Source organism: Streptomyces sp. NPDC097107 (genome assembly GCF_044762405.1).
Lineage (GTDB): Bacteria > Actinomycetota > Actinomycetes > Streptomycetales > Streptomycetaceae > Streptomyces > Streptomyces thinghirensis.
The window spans coordinates 680,239-704,361 of record NZ_JBIWEF010000001.1; the positions used below are offsets into that span (position 1 = coordinate 680,239).

A 24,123-nucleotide genomic window follows, 5' to 3' on the forward strand; every position below is an offset into this window, starting at 1 on the left:
TCCCCGCGCCCCTGAAGGGCGCTTCTGTCAACCCACTTGAGGAGTTGCCGTATGGAACTGAACAGGCGCACGGTCATCGCCGGCGCAGCCGCCGCCGGTCTCACCGCCGCCACCCTGGGCGGCACCGCACACGCCACGGGAGGCAGGAAGCCGGTGCAGGAGCTCTTCGGCAAGCTCGCCGACGGCACGAAGGTGTACCGCTGGTCGCTGGAGAACGGCGGTACGCGGATGAAGGTGCTGTCGTACGGCGGCGTCGTCCAGTCCCTGGAGATCCCCGACCGCCGGGGCCGCCACGAGAACGTCTCGCTGGGCTTCGACAACCTCGACGACTACGTGGCCTCCAGCCCTTACTTCGGCGCCCTGATCGGCCGCTACGGCAACCGCATCGACAAGGGCCGCTTCACGCTGGACGGCAAGGCGTACCAGCTCTCCGTCAACGACGGCGAGCACACCCTGCACGGCGGCGCCCAGGGCTTCGACAAGCGGGTCTGGGGCGTCGAGCCGTTCACCGAGGGCTCCGACGTCGGCCTGGTCCTGCACTACACCGGTGTCGACGGCGAGATGGGCTACCCGGGCACGCTCCGGGCGAAGGTGACGTACACGCTCACCCGGCGCGGCGACTGGCGCATCGACTACGAGGCCACCACCGACAAGGCCACCGTCGTCAATCTCACCAGCCATGTCTACTGGAACCTGGCCGGCGAGGGCAGCGGCACGATCGAGGACCACGAGCTGTCGATCGCCGCGTCCCGCTACACCCCCACCGACGCGGGTCTCATCCCCACGGGCGAGTTGGCGCGGGTGTCCGGCACCCCCTTCGACTTCCGCCGGGCCAAGCCGATCGGCCGGGACATCCGGGACGGCCACCCGCAGCTGGTCACCGCCAAGGGCTTCGACCACAACTGGGTCCTCGACAAGGGCAGCACCGACCGCCCCGAGCACATCGCCACCCTGCGCGACCGCTCCTCCGGCCGCTCCCTGCGCATCGCCACCGACCAGCCGGGCCTGCAGTTCTACTCGGGCAACTTCCTCGACGGCACCCTGACCGGCACCGGCGGCTCCCTCTACCGCCAGGGCGACGCCCTGTGCCTGGAGACGCAGCACTTCCCCGACTCGCCGAACCAGCCGTCGTTCCCGTCGACCGTGCTGCGGCCGGGGCAGACGTACCGGACGACCACGGTGCACTCGTTCGACGCGTGAGGGCACACTTCCTTCACACGTGTTGAACAGCGCCCCGTCCCCCTCCGTATGTAAGGGCGGCCCGTGCTCCCCCGCGCGGGCCTCCCACATACGGAGGTTCACTTGTCCGGCAACGTCACCTCGTTGTTCCGCGGCACCGCGGCGCACAGCCCGTCGATGGCGGCGCTGACGCGGGAGAGCGGCGAGGCGGTGGGCGTCGGCCCGGTGGACTTCTGCATCCCCTGCAACCCGTACTTCCCCACCTCGGCGATGTTCGACGAGATGGCCGGCCGGCTGCGCGACATCATCACGTACTACCCGAGCGGCGCCGAGACCATCACCGCCGAACTGTGCAGCCTGCTCCAACTGCCTCCGCAGTGCGTGGCGATGGGCAACGGCTCCACGGAGCTGATCACCTGGATCGACCACCTGCTGGTCCGGGAGTCCCTCGCCGTCCCCGTCCCCACCTTCGGCCGCTGGACCGACCAGCCCATGGAGACCGGCAAGCGGGTCGACATGTTCCCGCTCCAGGAGTCCGGCGGATTCGCCCTCGACCTCGCGCAGTACGCCGAGTTCATCCGGGTCCGCGGCACCCGGGTCGCCGTCGTCTGCAACCCCAACAACCCCGACGGCGGCTTCCTGCACAAGCACGCGCTGGTGCAGTTCATGGATGCCATGGCCGACCGGGACCTGGTCGTCATCGACGAGTCGTTCCTGGAGTTCGCCGACGCGGAGACCGAGCCCAGCGTGGTCCAGGAGGCGATGCTGCGCCCCAACGTCGTCGTGCTGCGCAGCCTCGGCAAGAACTTCGGGCTGCACGGCATCCGCTTCGGCTACCTGGTCGCCAACCCGGCGCTCGCGGGCCGGGTGCGCGCCATGCTCCCCAAGTGGAACCTCAACTCCTTCGCGGAGCACGTCGTGTTCATGCTGCGCGACCACGGGCCCGAGTACGCCCAGAGCCTCCACCAGGTCCGCCGCGACCGCCTGGAGATGGCCGGTCAGCTCTCCTCGCTGCCCGGCCTGACGGTCTATCCCTCCCAGGGCAACTTCCTCTTCGTGCGTCTGCCCGTGGGCGCCGAGGGCACCGCCGTCCGGGACCGCATGCTCACCGAGCACCGGGTCCTGGTCCGTGAATGCGGCAACAAGATCGGTTCGTCCAGCCGCTTCCTGCGTCTCGTGGTGCGCCCCCAGGCCGACGTGCGTCGCCTGGTGTCCGGCCTGGAACAGGTGCTCTACGGGTCCAGGAGGGGAGCCGCCGTGCCCGAGCCCGCTACCGGGACCAGCTACAGCTCGGGCACGGCGGCGGTGGACCGCCTGATGAGCGAGACCAACGGGGCCGGCCTGCTGGGGATCGCCGCTCAGGCCGCCGGCACCGGCCCCCCGGGGCTCGTCGCCGCCCCGGCCGCCGGCACGGGCATGCCGCTCCCCGCCGCGGTGCCCGCCGCCCCGGCGGCGGCCGCCATCGGCCCGATGCCGGTGCCGACGGCACCGCGGCAGGCCCCGCAACCGGCGCCGGTCCCCCAGCCGGCGCCCTACCCCGGGCCGGCGCCGGTCCCCCAGCCGGCGCCCTACCCCGGGCCGGCGCCGGTCCCCCAGCCGGCGCCCTACCCCGGGCCGGTGCCGGTCCCCCACCCGGCACCGGCCCCGCGGCAGCCCATGCCCGCCCCCGCGCCGGCCCCCGCCCAGGTCGCTCCGGCTGCCGCGGCGGCCCAGCACCCGGTGCCCGCCGGCCCCACCCCGCCCGGCGTCCCGGCCCACGGCGGTCTCACCGCTGCCCAGGTCAGGGGCACCAACGGCCTGGAGTCGGTCCCGGCGACGGGCCGGCCGGGACCGCAGGGCTGGCCGAACGCGGCGGGCATGAGCCGGACGGGGTGAGGGCGCGGACGGTGCTTCAGACCGGGTTCAGCCGCCACTGCTGGCAGGTGTTGTTCAGCCACGACCACTGCCGCACGTCGGCGGAGTCCGCCGTCGAGCAGTCCGCGACGTCGGCGACCTTGCCGGTGGCCTGGCTGACGATCCGGACGTGACCGCCGTCGGTCGCGAGGAACCGGGACCGCTGGCAGGTGTTGTCCAGCCAGGACCACTGCCGCAGGTCGGCCCCGTCGGCGGCCGAGCAGTCGGCGGTGTCCAGCACCTTCCCCGTGGCCGCGTTCACCAGCCGGTGGGTGTCGTCCCCCTGCCAGACCTGCACGCCGGGTGCGGTGGCGAGCCCGCCGAGGGTGGACGACTTGCGGATGGTGATGACGTCGGTCCAGCTCGTCGACACCATGTAGTAGTCGCCGTCGTGGTGGGTGATCCAGGGGTCGGCGCCCTTCTGCGCCTTGACCGGGTTGGCGAAGGCGGCCGCGCTCGCGGAGGGCTGCCCGAGCGAGAGGGCGAGCAGCAGGGCGGCCGGCAGGATCAGTAGGCGACGGGCCATCCGCTGCTCCAGTTCAGGAGGTTGATGCCGAGCTTGGGAGTGCCGTTGTCGCTGCCGTCGTAGTAGTGGTAGACGATCAGGTCGCCGTCGACGTCGTTCATGATCGACTGGCCGCCGGGGCCGATGACGCTGCCGTGCGACTCGAGCACGGGCGTCCCGCCGTTGTTCATCATCGAGACGCCGTTCCTGTCGTAGTACGGCCCGGTGACGCCGGTCGCCCGGCCGACCTTGACCTTGTACGTGGAGCTGGTGCCGGCGCAGCAGGTGTCGTACGAGGCGAAGAGGTAGTAGTACCCGTTCCGCTTGACGATGTAGGGCGCCTCGACGGCCTTGGTCCCCGACGGGCGGGAGGCGAGGGAGCGGCGGGCGGTGTCGGAGGCGTGCTGCTTCCCGGTGGACGGGTCGATCCGGATCATCTTGATGCCGGTCCACCAGCTGCCGAAGGACAGCCACCACTTGCCGTCGTCGTCGACGAAGAGGTTGGGGTCGATGGCGTTGTGGTCGCTGGAGGAGCTGGAGGTGTGGACGACGCCGTAGTCGCTCCAGCTGCCCGGCTGCCCCGTGGCGGAGCCGGCGAGCCCGATGGCGGAGGTGTTGGACCCGAACTTCGAGACGGAGTAGTACATCAGGTACGTGCCGCCGTGGTACGAGACGTCGGGCGCCCAGGCCTCCGGCACCGAGGAGTACCGGGACCACCAGCCCGGCCGGGTCCCGAAGGCGTCGGCGCCGGCGGAGAAGGCGGTGCGGTCGCCGGACGTCTTGCTGCTGATGCCGCCGCCGGTGGCGTAGAGCTGGTACTGCCCGGACGAGGTGCGGATCATCGTCGGGTCGTGCGTGATGACGGAGCCGGTGACCCGGCCGGGGTTGGGGTAGGCCGACGCCGTGGCGGGGACGAGGGCGAGCAGCACGGCGGCGGGGAGGGCGAGGAGGGCGATTCTCTTGCGGCTCACTGGGCACGCTCCTGTTCTGTATTTCGAACATCGATCGCCTTTTCGGACGGGAACGTAGAATCGAACCCCTTGCGAGTCAATGGCCCGCGCGGCAACGGCAACCAACGTCCGGAAAACAGCACGTTTCGCAGGTGACGTACCGATGAATACCTGACGGATGCTCAGCACGGCCCCGGCCGCGCGATCCTCGCCGCGCCAACATGGCCTCCCCATCGATGTGCGTCCGCCCCGAGTCGGAGGCCGGAAGTCGGGAGTCGGTCATGAACGGTGTTCCGTGGGAGTCGGTCATCGCGGTGCTCGGCCTCGCCGTGCCGGCGGCCGCGGCCCTGTGGGAGTTCTTCCTGGCGGGCCGCAAACGGCTCGGCTACCGCGTGCAGATGGACACCAGCGCCCGGGACTCGGCCTCCTCCTCCGGTCCGGAGACCGGAGTGCTCCGGCGCATGCAGTGGGACGGCGCCGACCTGCGCGACCCGTCGGTGGTCCTGCTGCGCATCGAGAACGTCGGCTGGACCCCGATAGTCGAGGAGGACTACGTGGCTCCCGCCAACGACGTGGTGGGCATACGCGTGGCGTTCCCGGGCCGCCGCGTCGTCGGCATGGTCGTGACGGAGTGCAGCCACACCGTGCTGCGCGACTTCTTCGCTCCGGGAACGCCGGGCCTCGGGGCCACGGACGGTGTCATCAGGCTGCCCAAGGTGAAGCTCAACCGCCGGGCGCACTACAAGGTGCTGGCGGTCCTGGACCGCGTCCCGGGCTTCACCGAGGCCGACTTCCCCGATCCGGAGGTCACCGCGGGCGTCGTCGGCGGGGGGCGCGGCGGGACCATCAAGAGGACCGAGTACTACCCCTTCGCGTCCCGGCCGGTCCGCTGGCTGCTCGCCGTGCTCGTCCTGGTGAGCGTCGCCCAGTCCGTGTCCACCTTCGCCCGGGGCGACGAGTCCGTGGCCGCGCCGCTGGACTGCGCCGAGGGGACGCTGCGCCTGACGGGCTCCACCGCCTTCAAGCCGGTCCTGGAACTGGCCGCGGAGCAGTACACGAAGACCTGCCCGGACGCGCGGATCCCGCTGTCCGACAGCTCCTTCGAGGGCAGTGTCCCGGGACTGGACGCACTCGCCGCGGCCGGGGACGGGGAAGAGCCGGAGGACGGCGAAGGGTTCGGCAACCGGCTGACGTTCAGCGACGGACCCAAGTCCGACGGCCGCACCCGGCTCCTGCCCCGCCCCGTCGCCCTGTCCTTGTTCACCCTGGTCGTGAACAAGGACACCGGCGTCCAGGACCTGTCCCTGCGCCAGGTCCGGGACGTCTACGCCGGAAAGATCACCAACTGGAAGCAGGTGGGCGGCGCGGACCTGCCCGTCCAGCTCGTCAGCCGCAACCCGGGCTCCGGCACCCGGACCGCCCTCCAGGGACAGGTCCTGGACGACCGCCCGCTGCTCGCGGTCACCACGAGCGACTGCAAGAGCATGGACATGAGCAGGAGCAATCGCTGCGAGGTCGGCAAGACCCCGATCCTGCTGGACACCGTCGCCTCGATCCCCGGCGCCCTCGGCTACAGCGAGGTCGGCACCGCCGCCGCGCACGAGGACGTGCGGCAGGTCCGCATCGACGGCTACCCCGCCACGCTCGAAGGCGCTGACCAGGGCGCGTACCCCTACTGGGAGACGGAGATCGCCTACACCTACGGCGAACCGCCGGCGGACTCGATCGCCGCGGGCTTCCTGCGCTACCTCGCCAACGAGGTCGGCAAGGACGTCATCCGCTCCAAGGGCCACCGACCCTGCTCCGAACTGGACAAGCCGCTCCTGTGCCGGCCGACCGGATCGTGACCCGGCTCGCGTCCGCGCCTCACTCCGGCCGCATCAGGCCCAGGTCCTCGCCCCACGCGTCCGGCACCGCCCCGTGCCCGGCCGCGCGGGCCACCGCCTCGACCCGCGTGAACAGACGGCGCTGCGCGGACACGTCGCCCGTCGCCGAGACGCGGTCCACGGCGCCGGGCAGCGGGCCCGTGGCCCGGCCCGGCAGCGGGAACCGGGCGCTGTCGGCGGCGCCGAGCCGGACCGCGATCGGGTGACCGTCGCGGTCGTCCCTGACCCAGCGGTGGAGAGTCGGCGTAGGCGTCGAGCCGTCCGCCCGCGTCCCGGAAGGCCTCGCCGGGGCCGGGCCGGGCCTTGGTGGCCGGCGCCCGGGCGATGCCTCCGTCCAGCCGGTCCAGCACGGTCCGGGCGCGGGCGGGGGCGTACCGCTCGAAGCCGGGCATTCGGGCGGCGCGGAACGCGTCGAGGGAGAGGACGACGAGGCCGGGTTCCGGGGTGCGGGCCGGGCGGCCCCGTGCCGGCGGGGTCGCCCGTACCGTCCGCGGCGGCGCTCGGCCGCCGCCCGGAGGATCAACGCACGTGCGGACTCCACCGCGCACGTACGCCGTCAACCGGGGAGAGACCGTGGACCCCTTCGAACAAGCCCGCACCGCCGGCCTCACCCGGGGACGGGCGTGGCCGGGTTCGCCCGGTGCCGGCGACCGCGGTCACGCCCTCCGCCGGTCACCGGTCAGGACTCGGGACACTCCTTCCACGCCAGGTGGTACACCGTGCTGATGTCCCCGTCGGTGGAGTCCATCGTCATGAAGCTCACCTCTGCGGGGTCGGACGTCCCCGTACTCACCCGCAGCTCCGTGTTGATGTTGAAGTTGCGCTGCACTCCGCAGGGCGCCCAGACCAGCTGGGCCCAGTCGGTGGTGTCGGTGGCCTGCCAGTTGTCGTTGAGCGGGCCGCTGAAGGGATGGGTGCGGTACTCCGTGTTCGGCGAGCCCTGGAAGTAGTACGAGGCCCGCTGGGTGCCCTTGGCACCCGACTGGAGGGCGGCGAAGCCGCGGTAGTCCGCGCTGGCCACGGCGTAGGTGAAGCCCTGCGGGACGTGGACGAGCAGGTTGAGCTGGCAGTTCTTGCGGAAGGCGGTGGGCGCGGAGTCGCCGCCGGCCTGGGCGAGGTAGTCGCTGTAGGTGACGGTGAAGGCGGTGTTGTCGCCCGAGACGGCGACCGCCGCCGTGCCCTGTGGGCAGCCGGAGCCGTTCACCGTGGCGACCTTGATGACGATCTTGTCCGGCGGCGGGTCCTCGAACCCGCCGGAGGGCTGTTGCTGCGCGGGCAGCGCGGAGGTGAGGAGCGCGGCGATCGTGCCGCTCAGGAGCAGGCCGGTGGCCATGGGACTCCCATCCCGGTCAGTGGGGGGTGGATGTAGTTGAATGACCTGCACATCTGTTGTGCACATGTCATTCACGAGGCGGTCGCATCGTATGCACACCCGCGGGACGTGAACAGGTCGCACTCAGGCCATTCAACGCACGCCGGTCCGGTTGTGGAGAATGGCCCGGCAGCGCAGCACCAGAAGTACAGCAACAGGAGAGGCTCCCTTGGAGCTCAGCAGGCTCAGCAGACGAGCGTTCAGCGCCCTCGCGGGCACCACCGTCCTCGGTCTCGCGCTCGGCGGCAGCGTGAACAGCCAGGCGCTGCCCCGTTCCGGCGCTCGCGGCCCCGTGCCCACCGGGCCGCCGCCCGGGCCGCCCGGCGCCGACGGGGTGCGCCACCGGGTCGCCCTGGACCGGTACTCCCTGCTGGTGGACGGCAGACGCCTGGCGCTGTGGTCCGGCGAGATGCACCCGTTCCGGCTGCCCAGCCCGTCCCTGTGGCGGGACGTGCTGCAGAAGATGCGCGCCTACGGCTACAACGCGGTCAGCGTCCGCCTCGCCTGGAACCAGCACTCCCCCGCCCCCGGCGAGTACGACTTCTCCGGCGTCCGCGACCTGGACCTGTTCCTGCGCACGGCCGCCGAGACCCGCATGTACGTCGTCCTGCGGCCGGGCCCGTACATCGGCGCGGACGTGGACGCGGGCGGCCTGCCCGGCTGGCTGACGGCCGCCGAGGGCACGGCCCGGACGCTCGACCCCGCCTTTCTGCGCCACGCCGACGAGTGGCTGAGCCGCGTCAACGCCGTCGCCGCCCGGCACCAGTACACCCACGGCACCGGCACCGTCCTGCTCTACCAGGTCGACGCCCCCCGGCGCGCCCGCCTGACCCGCCTGCACGACAAGCTCCGCGCCGACGGCATCGACGTACCCCTCCTGCACGCCGACACCCCGGTCGCCTGGGGCGAGGCGGAGCGGACCCCGGACGCCGCCGAGGCGCGCCGGGTCCACCTCGACCACCTCGCGCACGGCGTCACGCTGCACAACGTCCACACGGCGTTCGGCGGCACCTCGTGGGGCTGGCTGCCCGCGCCGTCCGCGCCCACGCCCACGTACGACCCCACCGCGGCGATCGACGAGGCGCGCCGGCCGACGGCCGAACTCGCCCCGCTCCACCAGCTCGGCCAGCTGCTGCGCCACGTCCCCGACTTCACCCGGCTGGACGAGGCCCCCGCGGTCAGGGCCGCGGACGCCCGCATCAAGGTGCGGCACCTGGCCAACCCGGACACCGGCACCCACGCGTACGTCGCGCGCAACGACTCCGCGAGCGACGTCACGTCGACGCTGCCGATGGGCGGGACCGACGTGGAGGTCACCGTCCCCGCCCGGGACGCCAAGCTGTTCGCCACCGGGCTCCACCTGGGAGCGGGCCGGAAACTGGCGTACGCCACCGTGCAGCCCATGCTGTCCCTGAGCGTCGGACGCCTCGACATCGCCGCCTTCGTGGGCCGGGCCGGCGAGTCGGCGCACCTGGTGCTGGACTGCCCGCACGAGCCGTGGCCGACCCGGCTGGACGAGGAGGCCGCCTGGGCGTACGACCACGGGAAACTGCACATCACGGTGCCCCTCGGGGAGGACCGGGTGACGCGGCTGCGGGTGCGCAGCGGCGAGTCCGACCGCACCTTGATCCTGCTCGTCGCCGACGACGCCGCCTCGCTGCGGCTGTGGCCGTACGAGACCCCGTCGGGCCGGGTCCTCGTGCACGGCCCGGCGCTGCTGCGCGACGTCGCCCTGGACGGCGCCACGATCCGGCTGACCGGCGACACCGTCGAGGAGCGCGGCCTCGAAGTGTGGGCGCCGCGCGGCATCACCCACGTCACCTGGAACGGCGAGCCGGTGCAGGCGTCCGTCGGCCGCGCCCAGAGCCTGATGGCCGTCTGGCCGCTGCCCGGCGTGCCCGAGCTGGTGCTGCCCGCGCTGGACGGCTGGCGGCGCCGCACCGAGAACCCGGAGTCCGGGCCCGGCTACGACGACTCGGGGTGGACGGTCGCCGACCGGCGTACGTCGCACAGCACGACCCCCGTGCCCGACGGTCAGCCCGTGCTCTTCGCCGACGACTACGGCTTCCACTACGGCGACGTCTGGTACCGGGGCCGGCTCACCGGCGCCGCGGACCTGGAGTCGGTGTCCCTCGCCTACAGCACGGGCGCGCGCGGGATGCTGATGGCCTGGCTGGACGGGGAGCCGCTGGGCACGCACCGCATGGGCCGGGGGGACGACGGCGGCGAGGGCACGTGGACGGCCACGGCCGCCTTCCGCCTGCCCGAGGAGCTGCGGACGGCGCTACGGGAGAAGCCGCGGGCGAACCGCGACGCCGCCGCAGTGCTGTCCGTCCTGGTCCGGCGCACCCAGCACGACCAGGACGCCTACAAGGCGGCCCGCGGGCTGACCTCGGCCGCCTTCGAAGGGGCGTCGCCACGGGTGGAGTGGCGGATCCGGGGCGCCGCCGCGCCCGACCCCGTGCGCGGGCCGCTCAACAACGGCGGGCTGTACGGGGAGCGGTGGGGCTGGCATCTGCCCGGGTACGACGACGGCGGCTGGGAGTCCGTGTCCCCGGCGTCCTTCCCCCGCGAGGACCGGCGCCAGGGCGTGACCTGGTACCGGACCACCTTCCGGCTGGACGTCCCGCCGGACGTCGACGCCTCGATCGGGCTCCTCCTCGACGGCGGCCCGGACCGCGACCACCGCGCCCAGGTCTTCCTGAACGGCTGGAACATGGGCGAGTGCGCCGGCGACGACCCCGCGGGCGCACCGCACACCTTCGTCCTGCCGAACGGCATCCTGCGCACCCGCGCCGCCGCCAACACCCTGGCCCTCGCCGTCCTGGCCGGCGGCGAGGCGGCGCCGGGGCCCAGGGCACCGAGGCTGGTACTGCTGGGCAGCGCGGCCGGAGGGGTGCCGGTGAAACCCGTCGCCTCCCCCGGCCGGCGCCGCGACTGACCCCGGGGCCGCCTCAGCGCAGCCGGATCACGTTCCAGGAGAGCGGCTCCAGGGAGGCGGTCAGCCTGCCGTCCGCCACGGCCGTGCCCCCGGCCGGGTGCGGGACGACCCGCTCGGGCTCGGCGAGCGTGTTGCGGGCGTCCGGGTCGGCGTCCGCGAGGGCGCTGTGCTCGACGACCTCGGTCAGGTCCAGGCCGCTCAGGGCGATGTCGAGCGGCAGCGACTCGGTGCGGGAGCGGTTGACGGCGAAGACGGTGACCGAGCCGTCGTCCGCGCGCACGGCGGTGGCGTGCAGCAGGTCGGCCTCGCCGTACTTCTTCGTCTCGTACGTGGGTGAGTCCACCCGGACGTCGAGGACCTCGCCGCGGCCGTACTTCGAGGCCTGGGCGAACGGGAAGAACGTCGTCTGGCGCCAGGCCGGGCCGCCCGGCTCGGTCATGATCGGGGCGATGACGTTGACGAGCTGGGCGAGGCAGGCGACGGTGACGCGGTCGGCGTGCCGCAGCAGGGCGATGAGGAGCGAGCCGAAGACGACGGCGTCGGTGACGCTGTAGTTGTCCTCCAGCAGGCGGGGTGCCTCGGGCCAGTCCAGGGCGCTGACCTCGGCCTGCGTCTTGGCCATGTACCAGACGTTCCACTCGTCGAAGGAGAGGTTGATCCTCTTCTTCGACTTGAGGCGGGCGCCGATGTGGTCGCAGGTGGCGACGACGTTCTCGATGAACGACTCCATGTCCACGGCCGAGGCGAGGAAGGAGTCGATGTCGCCGTCGAACGGCTCGTAGTAGGCGTGCAGGGAGATGTGGTCGACCAGGTCGTACGTCTCCTTCAGGACCGTCGCCTCCCACTCGGCGAAGGTCTCCATGGACTGGCCGGAGGATCCGCAGGCGACGAGTTCGAGGCCGGGGTCGATCTGGCGCATGGCGCGGGCGGTCTCGGCGGCGACCCGGCCGTACTCCTCGGCGGTCTTGTGGCCGGTCTGCCAGGGGCCGTCCATCTCGTTGCCCAGGCACCAGAGCCGGATGCCGAAGGGGTCCTTGTCGCCGTGCTCGGCGCGCAGGTCGGAGAGCGCGGTGCCGGCGGGGTGGTTGGCGTACTCCTGGAGCTCGAGGGCCTCGGCGACGCCTCGGGTGCCGAGGTTGACCGCCATCATGGGTTCGGCCTCGGGGCCGATCTTCCTGAGGAAGGCGATGTACTCGGAGAGGCCGAAGCGGTTGGTCTCCGTGGAGCGCCAGGCCAGGTCGAGGCGGCGGGGGCGGTCCTCCACCGGGCCGACCGAGTCCTCCCACTTGTAGCCGGAGACGAAGTTGCCGCCGGGGTAGCGGACGGCGGTGACGCCGAGTTCCCGGACCAGGTCGAGCACGTCCTGGCGCAGGCCGGCGTCGTCGGCGGTGGGGTGGCCCGGTTCGAAGATGCCGGTGTACACGCAGCGGCCGAGGTGTTCCACGAAGGAGCCGAAGAGGCGGGGGTTGACCTCACCGACGGTGAAGGCGGGGTCGAGGGTGAAGCGGGCGGTTCGCATGTCTGCCTTTCCAGAGGTTCGCGTGTGTCCGCGGGTTCGTTGCCGGCCGGCCGTGCCCTAGGAGACCTTCGGCCAGCCGTCCTTGGTCCAGGTCAAGGCGTTCAGCCCGAGCTTGGGCGTGCCTTCGTCCTCGGCGTCGTAGTAGTGGTACGCCAGCCAGTCCCGTCCCCGGTCGCGGTGGACGGACTGGCCGCCCGTGCCGATGTGGCGGCCGTGGCCCTCCAGGAGGAGGTCGCCGCCGCCCTGGAGCATGGGGGTGCCGGTGCTGTCGACGTAGGGGCCCCTGATGTCCGTGGCCCTGCCGGCCTTGATCTTGTACGTGCTGTCCACGCCCGAGCAGCACGCGTCGTACGACGCGAACAGGTAGTAGTGGCGGCCGTGCTTGACGATGGCCGGTCCTTCGACGGCGTACGGCTCGTCCGGGCGGGTGGCGAGGTGGTGGACCTCCGCGTCCCGGACGGCCTTGCCGGTGCGCGGGTCCAGCTCGACCATGCGGATGCCGCTCCAGTACGACCCGAAGGACATCCACAGGCGGCCGCCGGCCTGGACGACCGCCGGGTCGATGGCGTTCCAGGTGTCGGTCGTCTCGGAGGAGAAGACCTTGCCGTGGTCCCTCCAGGTGCCGGGCAGGCCCGTGCGGGAGGTGGCGACGCCGATCGCGGAGTGGTTGGTGCCCCAGGAGGAGACGGCGTAGTACAGCCAGTAGCGGCCGGCGCGGTAGGAGAGGTCGGGGGCCCACGGGTCGCCGGTGTCGTTGTACTCGTACCACCAGCCCGGGGGCTTCGCGAAGGCGTTGCCGGCGTCGTCCCAGTGCCTGCCGTCCTCGGAGAGGCGGGCGCCGATGACGCCACCGGTGGAGTAGGCGACGTAGCCGCCGCCCTTCAGGGGCATGACGGTGGGGTCGTGGATGATCTCCTGGCCCGTGATGGGGCGCGGAGCGGGGTAACTCTCCGCCGCCTGAGCGGCGTTGGGCAGCAGGGCCATCAGGGAGGCCGTCGCCATGGCGGCGAGGGTGGTGCGCACGGTCACTGGCCCGCCAATCCCGTGTGGGCGACGCCCGCCACGATCTGCCGCTGGAAGAAGACGAAGACGATGATGAGCGGCAGGCCGGCCATGAGGCCGCCGGCCATGAGCTGGGCCCACTGGATGCCGTAGGAGTTCATGACGGTCGCGATGCCGTTCGGCATGGTCATCAGGTCGGGGTTGTTGGTCACCATGTAGGGCCACAGGAAGTTGTTCCACGAGCTGATGAAGGTGAAGATGCCGACCGCCGCGAGGGAGGGGCGGGAGAGCGGCACGATGATGGTGAAGAAGACGCGCCAGCGGCCGGCGCCGTCGATGAAGGCGGCTTCCTCCAGTTCGCGCGGGATGCCCTGGAAGAACTTGTAGAGGATGTACACCATCGCGGCGGGCGCGCACTGCGGCAGGATCATGCCCCAGTAGGTGTCGACCATCCCCATCTGCTGGACGGTGGTGAACAGGGGGACCCCGAGCACGGCCGGGGAGACCATGAGGCCCGCCATGACCACGCCCATCAGGACGCCCTTGCCCCGGAACTCGGTGCGGGCGAAGCCGTATCCGGCCAGGGCGCCGACCAGCAGCACGACCGTGGTCACGCAGACCGACACGACCAGGGAGTTGACGAACCAGTTGGTGATGTTGCCGGTCTCGAAGAGGGCCGTCCACGCCTGGCCCGTCCAGTCCTCGGGCAGCCAGTGCGTCGGCACCTCGACGGCCTCGGTCTCCGACTTGAGCGAGGTGAACAGCGCCCAGGCGAGCGGCGCCAGGAAGAGCAGGGAGACGGCGGTGCCGAGGAGGGTGAGCACGATCTGGCCGGTCGACCAGGCCCTGCGGGGTGTGGTGCGCGTCGGCGCAGCGGCGGTGGTCATCGGCCGCCCTCCTCACGGTTGCGCAGCAGCCACATCCGGGCGAGGGCGACGGCCGCGATGAGCACGAAGAAGATGATGGAGATCGCGGAGGCGTAGCCCACGCGGTAGCTGGTGAAGCCCTGTTCGAGGGTGTACTGCACGAAGGTGCGGGTCGATTCCTCCGGGCCGGGCCCGAAGTCCTGCATCACGACGGCCTGGTCGAAGACCTGGAGCGAGGCGAGGATCTGCAGGGCGACGACGAGACCGGTGATGTTGCGCAGCATCGGAAGCGTGATGTGGAGCATGCGGTGCCAGGCGTTCGCGCCGTCCAGCTTGGCGGCCTCGTAGAGGTGCAGGGGGATGCCCTGGAGTGCGGCGAGGTAGAGCAGGAAGCTGAAGCCGACCGTCCACCACAGGGTGGTGATGACGACCGCGAGCAGCGCGTACGACTTGTCGGTCAGCCACGGCGTCTCGGTGCCGAAGACATGGTTGATCATGCCGGTGCCGGGGTTGAACAGCCACTGCCACAGGTTGGCGGCGACGGTGGACGGCAGCAGGAACGGCATGAAGAAGCAGAGCCGCCACAGCCACTTGCCGCGCTCGATGTGGTGGGCGAGCATCGCGAGGAGGAAGGCGAGGGCGGTGATGCAGGGCACCACGAGCAGCGTGAAGTACGCGCTGTGGCCGAGCGCGTCCCACATCAGGGGGTCCTGGAGCGCCTCGCTGTAGTTGTCCAGGCCGATGAAGCTCGCGCCGTCGCCGGAGATGTTGGCGTCCGTGAAGCTGAGGTAGAGGCCGCGCAGCAGGGGCCAGACGACGAAGAGCGCGAACAGGGCGAGGAAGGGGGCGATGAACCAGCCGCCGTGCTGGAAGCCCTGCCTGCGTCGGACGGTGGCGCTTTCCGCGGCGGTCCCGGCCCGCGCCGGGCGGATGATCGTTTCAGCGCTGGTCGTCGTCATGCGACCGCACCTCCCTGCGCGGCGGTCTTGCCGTCCATGGGGTTCTTCGTGCCCAGCAGGTCGGTGAGCGCGCCCTTCATACGGCGGGCGGCGGCCTCGGGTGTGGCCGAGCCCATCGTCGAGGAGACGACGATCGGGCCGACACGCTGGGCGAGGACGCCGGTGGACCCGGCGAACCACACCTTGGGCTCGGTGGCCTGGTGGTCCATCGCGCCGGCGTACTCGCTCTGCGGGTTCAGCTCCTTGTACGCGGCCGTGGACAGGGTCGGCGTGTAGGCGGGGATGTGCCCGCCGGCCGCCCACTGCCGGGCGTGCTTGACGACGTAGGCGGCCAGTCGGTGCGCGGCCTCGTTGGTGGCGCCGCCGCGGCCGGCCTGGTGCGGGAGCACGAAGGAGTGCGACTCGGCGTGGGTGGCCTGCTTGCCGAAGACGGGCGGCAGCGGGGTCGCGCCGTAGTCGAGCTCCGCGCCGGAGAAGACCGGCACCGACCAGTTGCCCTCCCAGGCGAAGGGAGCGCCGTTCACGAACTGTTCGGCGCCCGCGCCACCTCCGAAGCCGGGGTTGGCGTAGCCGTCGGCGACGTGCCGGCGCAGGAACTCCAGGACCTGGACGGCCTTGTCGGTGTCGAAGGTGACCTCGGTGCCGGCGTCGTTGAACCAGGTGCCGCCGAGCTGGGTGTAGAAGGCGACGAAGAACCACCACTGGAAGTTCTGGTCGTTGTGCCACAGGCCGATGGTCTGCAAGCCCTTCTCGGTGGCCTTTCCGGCCTCCTTCAGCACGTCGAACCACTCCTCGGTCGACGTCACCGGCACCATCCGCCCGTCGGCACCGAGCAGGCCCGCCTTCCTCAGCACGTCCTTGCGGTAGAAGCAGAGCTGGACGTGGATGTCGAGCGGAAGGGCGTAGAGCTTGCCGTCGATGACGGCGCGCCTCCACAGCTCGGGGTTGAAGTCCGCCTCCTTCACGCCGTACTTGGCGAGCAGGCCGACGTCCCAGGGGTCCAGGAGGCGGCCGGGCGAGAAGCCGGTGACGCGTCCCAGGTGCATGACTCCGAGGTCGGGTGCGCGGTTGCCGGCGGCCGCCATGGCGAGCTTGGTGTAGAACGGGCTGCCCCACTGGAGGGTGGAGTCCCGCACGTCGATGCCCGGGGTCTCCTTTCGGAAGGAGTCCAGCATCGCGATCATGTTGTAGCCGTCGCCGCCACTGAAGAGGTTCCAGTAGCTCACGCGGGTGTCCGCGCCGGAGGCGAGCGCGTCGGCGCCCGTGCCCAGGGCCGCGAAGCCGAAGCTGCCCGCGACCGTCAGGCCGCCCGCCGCGGCCAGAAAGTGCCTGCGATCCAGGCCAGGTCGTCCCATGCCCTGCCCTATCTGCTCAGAGATTGTTCGAGATATCGAATGTCGCTCGTAACTTCGAACGGGACCGTAGGTGGGCGACGTCGGCGCGTCAATGGTTCGGACAGGAACTCGGGGCACGACTTTCCGCGCGGACCCTTCGCATGACGCGGACACATCCAGCCGCGTAGGCTCGAACGTCCTTGGAGGCGACGGCGAGTGCCCAGCGCGGGGGTGGGGGACGAAGATGGAGTCCGCGGACGCGGCCATGGGTCCGGCCTCGTTCCTCAGCGAGTTCTACACGTCCTTCTGGTGGGTCCCGGCCGCCGTCCTGGCCGCCGCTCTGGCGATCAAGGTGCCGACGATCATCCGGCTCTGGAAGGACCCGCTGCTGCGCGCGGTCGGCGGCCTGCTGCTGCTCGCCTGCGCGGTGTTCGTGTTCGTCGCGCCCTCGACCATCGTCTGGGTCAACCGCGTCACCGGCGTGCCCAACATCTCGGCACCCTGGGTGTATTCGCTGCTCACCGCCTTCTGCGGCTCCTGTCTGGTGCTGATCATCGCCTGGCGCGACGGGCTGTCCGAGCGCTCCGCCCCGACGCGCCGGGCCACGCGCTGGGTCGTCTTCGCCTACGGCAGCGTGATCGTCGCGCTCTGGGTGCTGTTCGCCCTCGCCGACGTGCCCGTGGAGCGCACCCGGGACCTGGACACGTACTACGCCAACACGCCGTTCATGCGCGAGGAGATCCTGCTCTACCTCGTCGCGCACACCACCGCCGTGCTCATCACCTCGAAGCTGATCTGGAACTGGATCCGCACCGGCGGATTCGATGCCTGGCTGCGCTGGGGGCTGAGGTTCCTGGGGATCGGCTACGCGCTGAACCTGGCCTTCGACGCCGCCAAACTCACCGCCGTCGCGGCCCGCTGGACCGGCAACGACCTGGACTGGCTCAGCCTGGACGTGGCCCCGGCCCTGGCCTGCCTGTCCGCGGTGTCGATCGCGGTCGGCTTCATCCTGCCGCACGCCGGGCAGTACCTGCGCGAGCGGTGGCGGATCCGCCTGGCCCACCGCCGGCTGCGTCCGCTGTACCGGCTGACGCGGACCGTGAACGGCTCCGGAGTGCCGTTCGTCCTGCGCGCCAGCCCCGAGCTGCGCCTGACCCGCCGCGAGACCTTCATCCGCGACGTCCTGCTGCCACTGGCCCGGCGCACCGACGAGCGGCTGGGCGAGCGGTCGTACGTCGCGGCCCTCAACCTCGGTTTCCCCCCGGCGCGGGCGAAGGCGCTCGCCTCGGCGGTGGTGATCCTCGACGCGGTCGACGCCGGGCCCCGCGCGGACGGCGGTGACGGCACCCGCGACCCCGACACCACGGACCTGCTCCGCGAGATCGGGGCGCTCTCGCGCGCCCTGAACCATCCCGACCTGCTCCGGGAGATCCGCGCCCGCGCCGCGGCACCCGAGGACACCGTGGCGGTCACCGAGTGACCGTGCCGCCCGCGGAACTGGCCCGGACGGCCCCCGTCTTGGCATATTGCACAGGTGACCGATCAACAACCAGGGGAACAGGGAGACAGCGGTGCGTACCAGGAAGGAGATGCGTCGTCTCGCTGACGCCCTCATCGACCCCATCCGGGTGCCGGTCCCGGCGGATCCCGAAGTCCTGTTCGACGCGCTCGTCGCCTCCGTCAGCGCCTGGCGGGGACGCGACGTGGTCGTCCACCGTGCGGCGTTCCCGCCGCACACCGCGAGCGGACTGTGGCTGGAGCGCGAGAGCCACGACGACGTGGTGGTGGACGAGCGCGCCGCCGTGTGGCACCAGATCGTGATCCTCTGCCACGAGGTGTGGCACATGAGCCGCCGTCAGGCGGACGCCGGTCCGGCCGCCCCCGGGGAACAGCCCCGGCCGGTCGCCGCGCGCACCGACTTCTCCCTGGCCGAGGAGCAGGAGGCGGACCGCTTCGGCATGCTGATGGGCCGTCGGCTGCGTACCTGGCTGGAAGCCTCCACCGACTCGGTGTTCGCCGCAGAGGGCGGCGAACCCGACGACCCCCAGGACCTCGCCGGACGCATCGGGGCCGCGCTCAACTACCGCGGGACGACGAGATGAACGGGCTGATCAACTACGTCAGCTGCGGGGTGCTCTGGCTCGGTCTGCTGCTGAAGGCCCCCGATCTGGTGCGCCACCGCCGCGATCCGTATCTGCGCGCCATCTGCGCCGTGCTGGGGCTGGCCGGGCTCTGTTTCCTGCTCGGGGCACCGCCGACCGTCGGCGCCGTCAACCGGCTGAGCGGTGTGCCGAACCTCGCGGCCCCGCTCACCTACGCGGCGATCACCGGGTACTGCGCCGCCTCCCAGGTCCTCGTCGTCCACTGGCGCGGCGGGCCCCGGGTGCACCGCACGGCGCGCCGCTGGACGCTCGCCTACGCCGCCGTGGTCCTCGGCATCACGGTGACCTTCGCCCTCGGCGACGCGCCCGTGGAGCGACGCACCGACCTGGACACCTACTACGCGACGACCCCGTTCATCGCCCAGATGATCGTGCTGTACCTGGTCGCGCACCTCATCGCGGTGACCGTCACCACGGTCTCGTCGCTGCGCTGGGCGCGCCGGGTGCGGGGCGGGCTGCGGGCGGGCCTGACACTGCTCGGCACCGGTTCGCTGTGCGGCGCCGGCTACAGCGTCGCCAAGCTGGTCGCGGTGGGCGCCAGTTGGTCCGGGCGGGACTGGTCGGCACTCGACACCGCCTTCTCCCCGGCCGCCGCCGGTCTCGGTGCCCTGCTGATGGTCGTCGGGGTGCTGGTCCCGCTGGTGACGCCCCGGGTGACCGAGTGGCGGCGGGCCCGGCGGACGTACGCCCGGCTCGAACCCCTGGAACGGGCGCTGGACGACCTGCTCACCCGCCGGTCGCTGCGGCTGCCCCGGCCCCGGTTCGTCTCCCCCGCCACCCGGCTGATGTGGCGCCAGACCAGCATCCACAACGCGCTCGGCCACCTGGACGCCTACCTCGACCGGGACCTGTACGGCCGGACCCGCGCCGGTGTGCTGGCGGCGACGGGTGATCCGGAACGTGCCGACGCCGACGCCTGGGCGGCGGTGATCGTCGCCGCGGTGCGGCACGAGGCCGAATCGGAGGGGGATGCCCCGCTTCCCGCCGGCACCGGTCCGCTCCCCGGCCGGGTGCCGGGCCCGGCCGCCCTCGGCCGGATCGCCGACGTGCTGGCCGGTACGGCGCCGCTGCCGCCGGCCCCCGCCGCCGTGCCGAGCGGCAGGACCGCGGCGGGGACCGCGTGAACCGGGCCCCGCGCGAGAGGAGTCTGCCGGTATGAGTCTCGTCGTGTATCTGGCGGCCGTCGTGTTCGGGATGACCTCCGTCCTGCTGTTCCGCCGCCCGCGCACGGCCATGCGGAACCCGCTGACCCTGTCCACCAGCATGGCGGTCGTCCTCGGCGCCCTGGTCTTCGTCTGCGCCGCCCCGGCCACCCTCGCCACCGTCAACGAACTCACCGGCGTCCCCAACTTCGGGGCCCCGCTGACCTACGGGATGCTCTCCGCGTACAGCTGCTCCGTGCTCGTGCTGCTGATCAACTGGCGGGGCGGTTCCCGCGAGCGGGTGCGGCGCATGGTGCTGCGCTGCATGGCCGCCTACGGTCTCCTGGTGGTCGCCATCGTCGTGCTGTTCACGCTCGCCGACGCGGACACCGAGCGGCTGACCGACCTCGACACGTACTACGCGGGCACCCCGTACATGCGGGAGATGATCCTGCTGTACCTGCTCGGGCACAGCGCGGCGATGCTCGTGATGTGCGCCGTCTGCGTCAAGTGGGGCCGCGAGGTGGGCGGGCTGCTGCGGACCGGACTGCGGCTGATCCTGCTGGGGGCGCTGCTGGACGTGGTGGGGTTCCAGCTGGCCAAGTACACGGCGGTCGTCGCCCGCTGGTCGGGTCACGACCTCGACTTCCTGTCCACCACCGTGGCCCCGCCGATGGCGTCGCTGGCCGCGCTGCTGTGCTCGGCCGGGTTCGTGCTGCCCAGGCTGCTGCCGCCCGTGATCGACCACTGGCGGGGGCTGGGCGACTACCGGCGGCTGGATCCGCTGTGGTCCCTGGTCGAGTCGGTGTCCACCGCCCCCAAGCCGCCGACCGCCTGGTGGCAGCTCCCCCAGGCCCGGCTCCAGTGGCGTGAGGTGTCCATCCACGACGCCCTGCTCGCGCTCGCGCCGTACTTCGACCACCGGGTCCGGGTCCGGGTGCGGGACACCGCCCTGGGCGCGGGCCGCTCCCCCCACGAGGCCCGGCTGGCGGCGGAGGCGGCCATGCTCGCCGACGCCGCGCGCCGGGCCGTCACCGGCGAGGAACCGCCCGAGACCGCCGGTACCTACCGTCTGCACGCCACCGAGGTGTCCGGCCCGAGCGGACTGGTGGAGCTGGCGCAGGCGCTCGACCGTCCGCCCGTCGCGTCCGGCGGAGCGGCGCCGTCTTCCATGACCGGACCCATGGCTGAACCCGAGGAGCCCCATGTCGCGTAGAGCTGTCGTCATCGGTGCCGGCCTGGCCGGGCTGCTGGCCGCGTCCGTGCTGTCCACCGCGGGCGTGGACGAGGTGATCGTGCTGGACCGGGACGAGTTGCCCGAGGGGCCGGAGCACCGCCGTGGGCTGCCGCAGGGGCGGCACGCGCATCTGCTCATGGCCGGCGGGCTGGCCGCCATGGAGGAGCTGGTGCCGGGCGTGAGCCTGCGCAAACGGCTGCTGGCCGCCGGGGCCCACGAGATATCCCTCAGTTCGGGCATGCTGGCCCGCACGCCCGAGGGCTGGCTGCGGCGGTGGCGGCGCGAGGGGCCCGTCATGCTCACGTGCAGCCGGGCGCTGCTGGACTGGACGGTGCGGGCGGCGGTGCTGGAACACTGCCCGGTCGAGGTCCGCAAGGCGGCGGTGGTGGGCCTGACCGGGTCCGCCGGCCGGGTGCGGGGCGTGCGCGTCGCGGCCGTCGGCGGGGACACGGATCTCGACGCGGACTTCGTCGTCGACGCGAGCGGGCGCGGCACCCGGGTCGTCACCTGGCTCGACGGGCTCGGTCTGGCCGGTGTCCGGGAGCACACCGTGGACTCCGGGCTGGTCAACGCGACGCGCGTCTACCGGGTTCCGGAGGGCGCGGAGCGGTTTCCGCTGACGATCGTGCAGTCCGACCCGTACGTGTCCCGGCCGGGGCGGAGCGCGATGGTCCTGCCGATCGAGGACGACCGGTGGATGGTCAGCTGCGGCGGCACGCGAGGCGGTGAGCCACCGGCGGACCCGGAGGGCTTCCTGCGGTACACGCTCGAGCTGCCGGACCCGATTGTGGGGCGGCTGATCTCCGGCGCGGAGCCGCTCACCGACGTGCACCTGAGCCGGTCGACCAGCAATGTGCGGCGGTACCTGGAGAAGTCCGCCCGGTGGCCCGACGGTTTCGTCGTCCTGGGCGACGCGCTGGCCACCTTCAACCCGGCGTACGGGCACGGCATGTCGGTGGCCGCGTTCGGCGCGCGGGTCCTCGGCCGGGAGCTGGAGCGGGCCGGGCATCTCGGCGTGCCCGGTCTCGCCCGGCGGGTGCTGCGGGGTGCGGCGCGCTCGGCGGACCCGGCCTGGTCCATGGCCGTCGGCCAGGACGTCCTCTACCCGGGGGTGCGCGGCGGACGGCCGGGGGCCGCCGACCGCGTCGTGACGGCGTACACGCGGCGCATGACGAGGGCGGCCGCGGGCTCCTTCGCGGCGGCCTCGGCGATCTGGGACGTCACCAGCATGCGCACGCCCCCGACCCGCATGCTCCACCCCGGCGCGGTCCTGGCCGCCCTGGCCGGCTCCCCGCTCGCCCCGCTGACCGGGCCGCCGCTGACCCCGGGTGAGCGGTCGGTGCTCCGGGGGCTGGACCGCACGGGGGTGTGAGGGAACGGGCGGACGCGCACCGGCGTCCGCCCCCGCTCCGGCGGCCCCGCGCTCAGCCCGCGAACGCCGGCTGGGCCACTCCCCGGCCCGCGCCCGGCACCACCAGGACCGAGCCGGCCAGCGGATGCGGGGCCGTCAGCCCCACCCGGGCCGTGGTGATGTACAGGTCGGTCAGGCCGGGGCCGCCGAAGGCGCAGGCCGTGACCCGGGGAACGGGGAGGGGGATCACCCGGTCCAGGTCACCGGACGGGGTGTACCGGCGTACCGCGCCGCCGTCCCACAGGGCGACCCACACGCAGCCCTCGGCGTCGACACACAGGCCGTCCGGGAAACCGGCGCCGTCCTCGATCGTGGCCAGGCGACGGCGTCCCGTGATCCGGCCCTCCCCGGCGCCGGAGTCCGCGTCCTCGAAGACGTCGAAGACGTCGATACGGCGGGTCGGCGAGTCGACGTAGTACATCAGCCGCCCGTCGGGACTCCAGCCGGTGCCGTTGCTCACCGCCACGTCGCCGAGGAGGACCTCGACCGTGCCGTCCCCGGTGACCCGGGACAGCGAACCGCCGCCGGGTGCCTCGTCGTAGCGCATCGTGCCGGCCCACAGCGTGCCGTCGGGAGCGACGGCGGCGTCGTTGGCGCGGCGGCCGGGGACGACCTCCCGGTGCAGCCAGCGGAAGGTGTCGTCGGGGTCGAGCAGGCCGATCCCGTCCCGCAGGTTGAGGACGAGGCCGCCGCCCGCGCGGGGCTTGGCGGCGCCCACGTGCTGGTCGGTGCGGCGGACCGTGCGCCGGCCGGTGGCCGGGTCGTAGGTGTGGACGCGGGAGTTCAGGATGTCGATCCACAGGAGGCGGCGCGTCTCCGGGTCCCAGGTGGGCCCCTCGCCGAGGGACGCCTCCGCCCGGACGGCCACGTCGTAGGCCGTCCCGGTCGGCGTCGTACCGTGCTTCGTCATGCCGCGCTCCGGTGGCCGAGTCGCTCGGAGAGGTCGGCGGCGCCCTTGACGGCGAGCTGCTCCAGCTCGCCGAGGCGTTCCTCGGTCCAGCGGATCATGGGCACGGAGATGGACAGCGCCGCGACGACCCGGCCGGTGCGGTCGCGGACCGGGGCGGCCACGCAGGAGACGTCCGGGTTGGACTCGCGGCTCTCCACCGCGACGCCCCGCCCGCGGATCTTGGCCAGGGCCTCGCGCAGGGCGGCCGGCTCGGTGATGCTGTTCGGGGTCATCGCGGTCAGCTCGGCGCCGTCGGGGAAGCGGGCGGCGACCTCCTGCTCGGGCAGGGAGGCCAGCAGCATCTTGCCGACGGAGGTGCAGTGGGCGGGCAGCCGGCGGCCGGCCGCCGACACCATGCGCACCGCGTGCGTGGAGTCGACCTTGGCGATGTAGATGACGTCGGTGTCCTCCAGGATCGCCACGTGCACGGTCTCGTCGCAGGTCTCGGCGACGGCCCGGGCGACCTGCTGGCCCTCGGCGGCGAGGTCGAGGTGCTCGGCGTAGCGTGCGCCGAGCTGGTACGGGCGCACGCCGAGGCGGTACCGTCCGGGCTGCCCGGCCACGGGGACGATGTACTTGCGGGCGGCGAGCGTGGTGACCAGTTCGTGCACGGTGGTGCGCGGCAGCTGGAGCCGGCGCACGATGTCGGGGGCGGAGAGCGTGCCGTCCCCGTCGAGGAAGAGCTCCAGTATGTCGAGAGCCCGGGTCACGGCTGGTACGAGGCGTCCCATGTCCCGCCCCCTCCCTAAGTTTGTTCGAGATTTCAACAGGCGATCGGAATAGCGAACACAGGCTACTCATATCGCGTTTGCCGGG

General features: G+C 72.4%; 19 protein-coding genes and 1 pseudogene. 9 read left to right on the top strand and 11 right to left on the bottom strand.

The genetic code is table 11. From position 1 onward, the window contains the following. The first annotated feature begins 51 nt into the window (after window positions 1-51). On the top strand, window positions 52-1,200 hold the full coding sequence (locus tag ACIQ1J_RS03215) for an aldose epimerase family protein (RefSeq protein ID WP_403553624.1): 1,149 nt from the start codon (window positions 52-54) through the stop codon (window positions 1,198-1,200). A 102-nt stretch (window positions 1,201-1,302) separates the two neighbouring features. Next, the gene (locus ACIQ1J_RS03220; RefSeq protein ID WP_403553626.1) at window positions 1,303-3,054 is read left to right on the top strand and encodes a pyridoxal phosphate-dependent aminotransferase; all 1,752 of its coding nucleotides are present in this window, start codon (window positions 1,303-1,305) and stop codon (window positions 3,052-3,054) included. 16 nt (window positions 3,055-3,070) lie between these two features. Here the strand turns inward: ACIQ1J_RS03220 and ACIQ1J_RS03225 are convergent, their stop codons facing one another. Then, the gene (locus ACIQ1J_RS03225; RefSeq protein ID WP_403553628.1) at window positions 3,071-3,598 is read right to left on the bottom strand and encodes an RICIN domain-containing protein; all 528 of its coding nucleotides are present in this window, start codon (window positions 3,596-3,598) and stop codon (window positions 3,071-3,073) included. Continuing rightward, complete coding sequence (locus tag ACIQ1J_RS03230) at window positions 3,580-4,548, bottom strand: arabinan endo-1,5-alpha-L-arabinosidase (RefSeq protein ID WP_403553630.1); 969 nt, start codon at window positions 4,546-4,548, stop codon at window positions 3,580-3,582. Before ACIQ1J_RS03230 ends, ACIQ1J_RS03225 begins: the two co-directional genes overlap by 19 nt. Window positions 4,549-4,808: 260 nt before the next feature. On the opposite strand from ACIQ1J_RS03230, the gene ACIQ1J_RS03235 reads away from it, so the two are divergent. Beyond that, entirely contained in the window at window positions 4,809-6,374 is a 1,566-nt protein-coding gene (locus ACIQ1J_RS03235; RefSeq protein ID WP_403553632.1) for a substrate-binding domain-containing protein, read from the top strand. Window positions 6,375-6,393: 19 nt separating this feature from the next. On the opposite strand, the pseudogene ACIQ1J_RS03240 reads toward ACIQ1J_RS03235, so the two are convergent. Together ACIQ1J_RS03240 and ACIQ1J_RS03245 are read right to left on the bottom strand one after the other, a co-directional pair. Further along, window positions 6,394-6,862: pseudogene (locus ACIQ1J_RS03240) on the bottom strand (hypothetical protein); the annotation flags it as partial. A gap of 230 nt (window positions 6,863-7,092) precedes the next feature. After that, window positions 7,093-7,746: a DUF4360 domain-containing protein gene (locus ACIQ1J_RS03245; protein ID WP_403553634.1), complete on the bottom strand. Its 654-nt coding sequence runs from the start codon at window positions 7,744-7,746 to the stop codon at window positions 7,093-7,095. A 208-nt stretch (window positions 7,747-7,954) separates the two neighbouring features. Between ACIQ1J_RS03245 and ACIQ1J_RS03250 the strand changes: the two genes are divergently transcribed. Further along, the gene (locus ACIQ1J_RS03250; RefSeq protein WP_403553636.1) at window positions 7,955-10,726 is read left to right on the top strand and encodes a beta-galactosidase; all 2,772 of its coding nucleotides are present in this window, start codon (window positions 7,955-7,957) and stop codon (window positions 10,724-10,726) included. Between the two features lie 13 nt (window positions 10,727-10,739). Here ACIQ1J_RS03250 and ACIQ1J_RS03255 read toward each other — a convergent pair whose 3' ends face one another. Genes ACIQ1J_RS03255 through ACIQ1J_RS03275 form a run of 5 tightly spaced genes read right to left on the bottom strand, consistent with a single transcriptional unit; the run spans window position 10,740 to window position 16,427 of the window. Then, entirely contained in the window at window positions 10,740-12,245 is a 1,506-nt protein-coding gene (locus tag ACIQ1J_RS03255; protein ID WP_403553638.1) for an alpha-N-arabinofuranosidase, read from the bottom strand. Window positions 12,246-12,302: 57 nt separating this feature from the next. Beyond that, window positions 12,303-13,247, bottom strand: a complete 945-nt coding sequence (locus tag ACIQ1J_RS03260) for an arabinan endo-1,5-alpha-L-arabinosidase (protein ID WP_403553817.1) — start codon at window positions 13,245-13,247, stop codon at window positions 12,303-12,305. A 23-nt stretch (window positions 13,248-13,270) separates the two neighbouring features. Continuing rightward, the gene (locus ACIQ1J_RS03265) at window positions 13,271-14,134 is read right to left on the bottom strand and encodes a carbohydrate ABC transporter permease (RefSeq protein WP_403553640.1); all 864 of its coding nucleotides are present in this window, start codon (window positions 14,132-14,134) and stop codon (window positions 13,271-13,273) included. Continuing rightward, on the bottom strand, window positions 14,131-15,072 hold the full coding sequence (locus tag ACIQ1J_RS03270; RefSeq protein ID WP_403553642.1) for a carbohydrate ABC transporter permease: 942 nt from the start codon (window positions 15,070-15,072) through the stop codon (window positions 14,131-14,133). The genes ACIQ1J_RS03265 and ACIQ1J_RS03270 overlap by 4 nt, the downstream gene beginning before the upstream one ends. Beyond that, window positions 15,069-16,427, bottom strand: coding sequence for an extracellular solute-binding protein (locus ACIQ1J_RS03275; RefSeq protein ID WP_403553644.1), 1,359 nt, complete (start codon window positions 16,425-16,427; stop codon window positions 15,069-15,071). The genes ACIQ1J_RS03270 and ACIQ1J_RS03275 overlap by 4 nt, the downstream gene beginning before the upstream one ends. 223 nt (window positions 16,428-16,650) lie before the next feature. On the opposite strand from ACIQ1J_RS03275, the gene ACIQ1J_RS03280 reads away from it, so the two are divergent. From ACIQ1J_RS03280 to ACIQ1J_RS03300, 5 genes are all read left to right on the top strand, one after another. Then, the gene (locus ACIQ1J_RS03280) at window positions 16,651-17,886 is read left to right on the top strand and encodes a DUF6545 domain-containing protein (protein WP_403553646.1); all 1,236 of its coding nucleotides are present in this window, start codon (window positions 16,651-16,653) and stop codon (window positions 17,884-17,886) included. Between the two features lie 109 nt (window positions 17,887-17,995). Further along, a complete protein-coding gene (locus tag ACIQ1J_RS03285; protein ID WP_403553648.1) occupies window positions 17,996-18,508 on the top strand; it encodes a toxin in 513 nt (170 codons plus the stop codon). Further along, on the top strand, window positions 18,505-19,692 hold the full coding sequence (locus ACIQ1J_RS03290) for an MAB_1171c family putative transporter (protein WP_403553650.1): 1,188 nt from the start codon (window positions 18,505-18,507) through the stop codon (window positions 19,690-19,692). Before ACIQ1J_RS03285 ends, ACIQ1J_RS03290 begins: the two co-directional genes overlap by 4 nt. Before the next feature lie 31 nt (window positions 19,693-19,723). Further along, a complete protein-coding gene (locus tag ACIQ1J_RS03295; protein ID WP_403553652.1) occupies window positions 19,724-20,926 on the top strand; it encodes an MAB_1171c family putative transporter in 1,203 nt (400 codons plus the stop codon). After that, window positions 20,916-22,319 carry an NAD(P)/FAD-dependent oxidoreductase gene (locus ACIQ1J_RS03300; protein ID WP_403553654.1) on the top strand — a complete coding sequence of 468 codons (1,404 nt, stop codon included), beginning with the start codon at window positions 20,916-20,918 and terminating at the stop codon, window positions 22,317-22,319. Before ACIQ1J_RS03295 ends, ACIQ1J_RS03300 begins: the two co-directional genes overlap by 11 nt. A 52-nt stretch (window positions 22,320-22,371) precedes the next feature. Here ACIQ1J_RS03300 and ACIQ1J_RS03305 read toward each other — a convergent pair whose 3' ends face one another. After that, window positions 22,372-23,268, bottom strand: a complete 897-nt coding sequence (locus ACIQ1J_RS03305; RefSeq protein ID WP_403553656.1) for an SMP-30/gluconolactonase/LRE family protein — start codon at window positions 23,266-23,268, stop codon at window positions 22,372-22,374. After that, on the bottom strand, window positions 23,265-24,038 hold the full coding sequence (locus tag ACIQ1J_RS03310; RefSeq protein WP_403553658.1) for an IclR family transcriptional regulator: 774 nt from the start codon (window positions 24,036-24,038) through the stop codon (window positions 23,265-23,267). Before ACIQ1J_RS03310 ends, ACIQ1J_RS03305 begins: the two co-directional genes overlap by 4 nt. Between the last annotated feature and the right edge of the window lie 85 nt (window positions 24,039-24,123).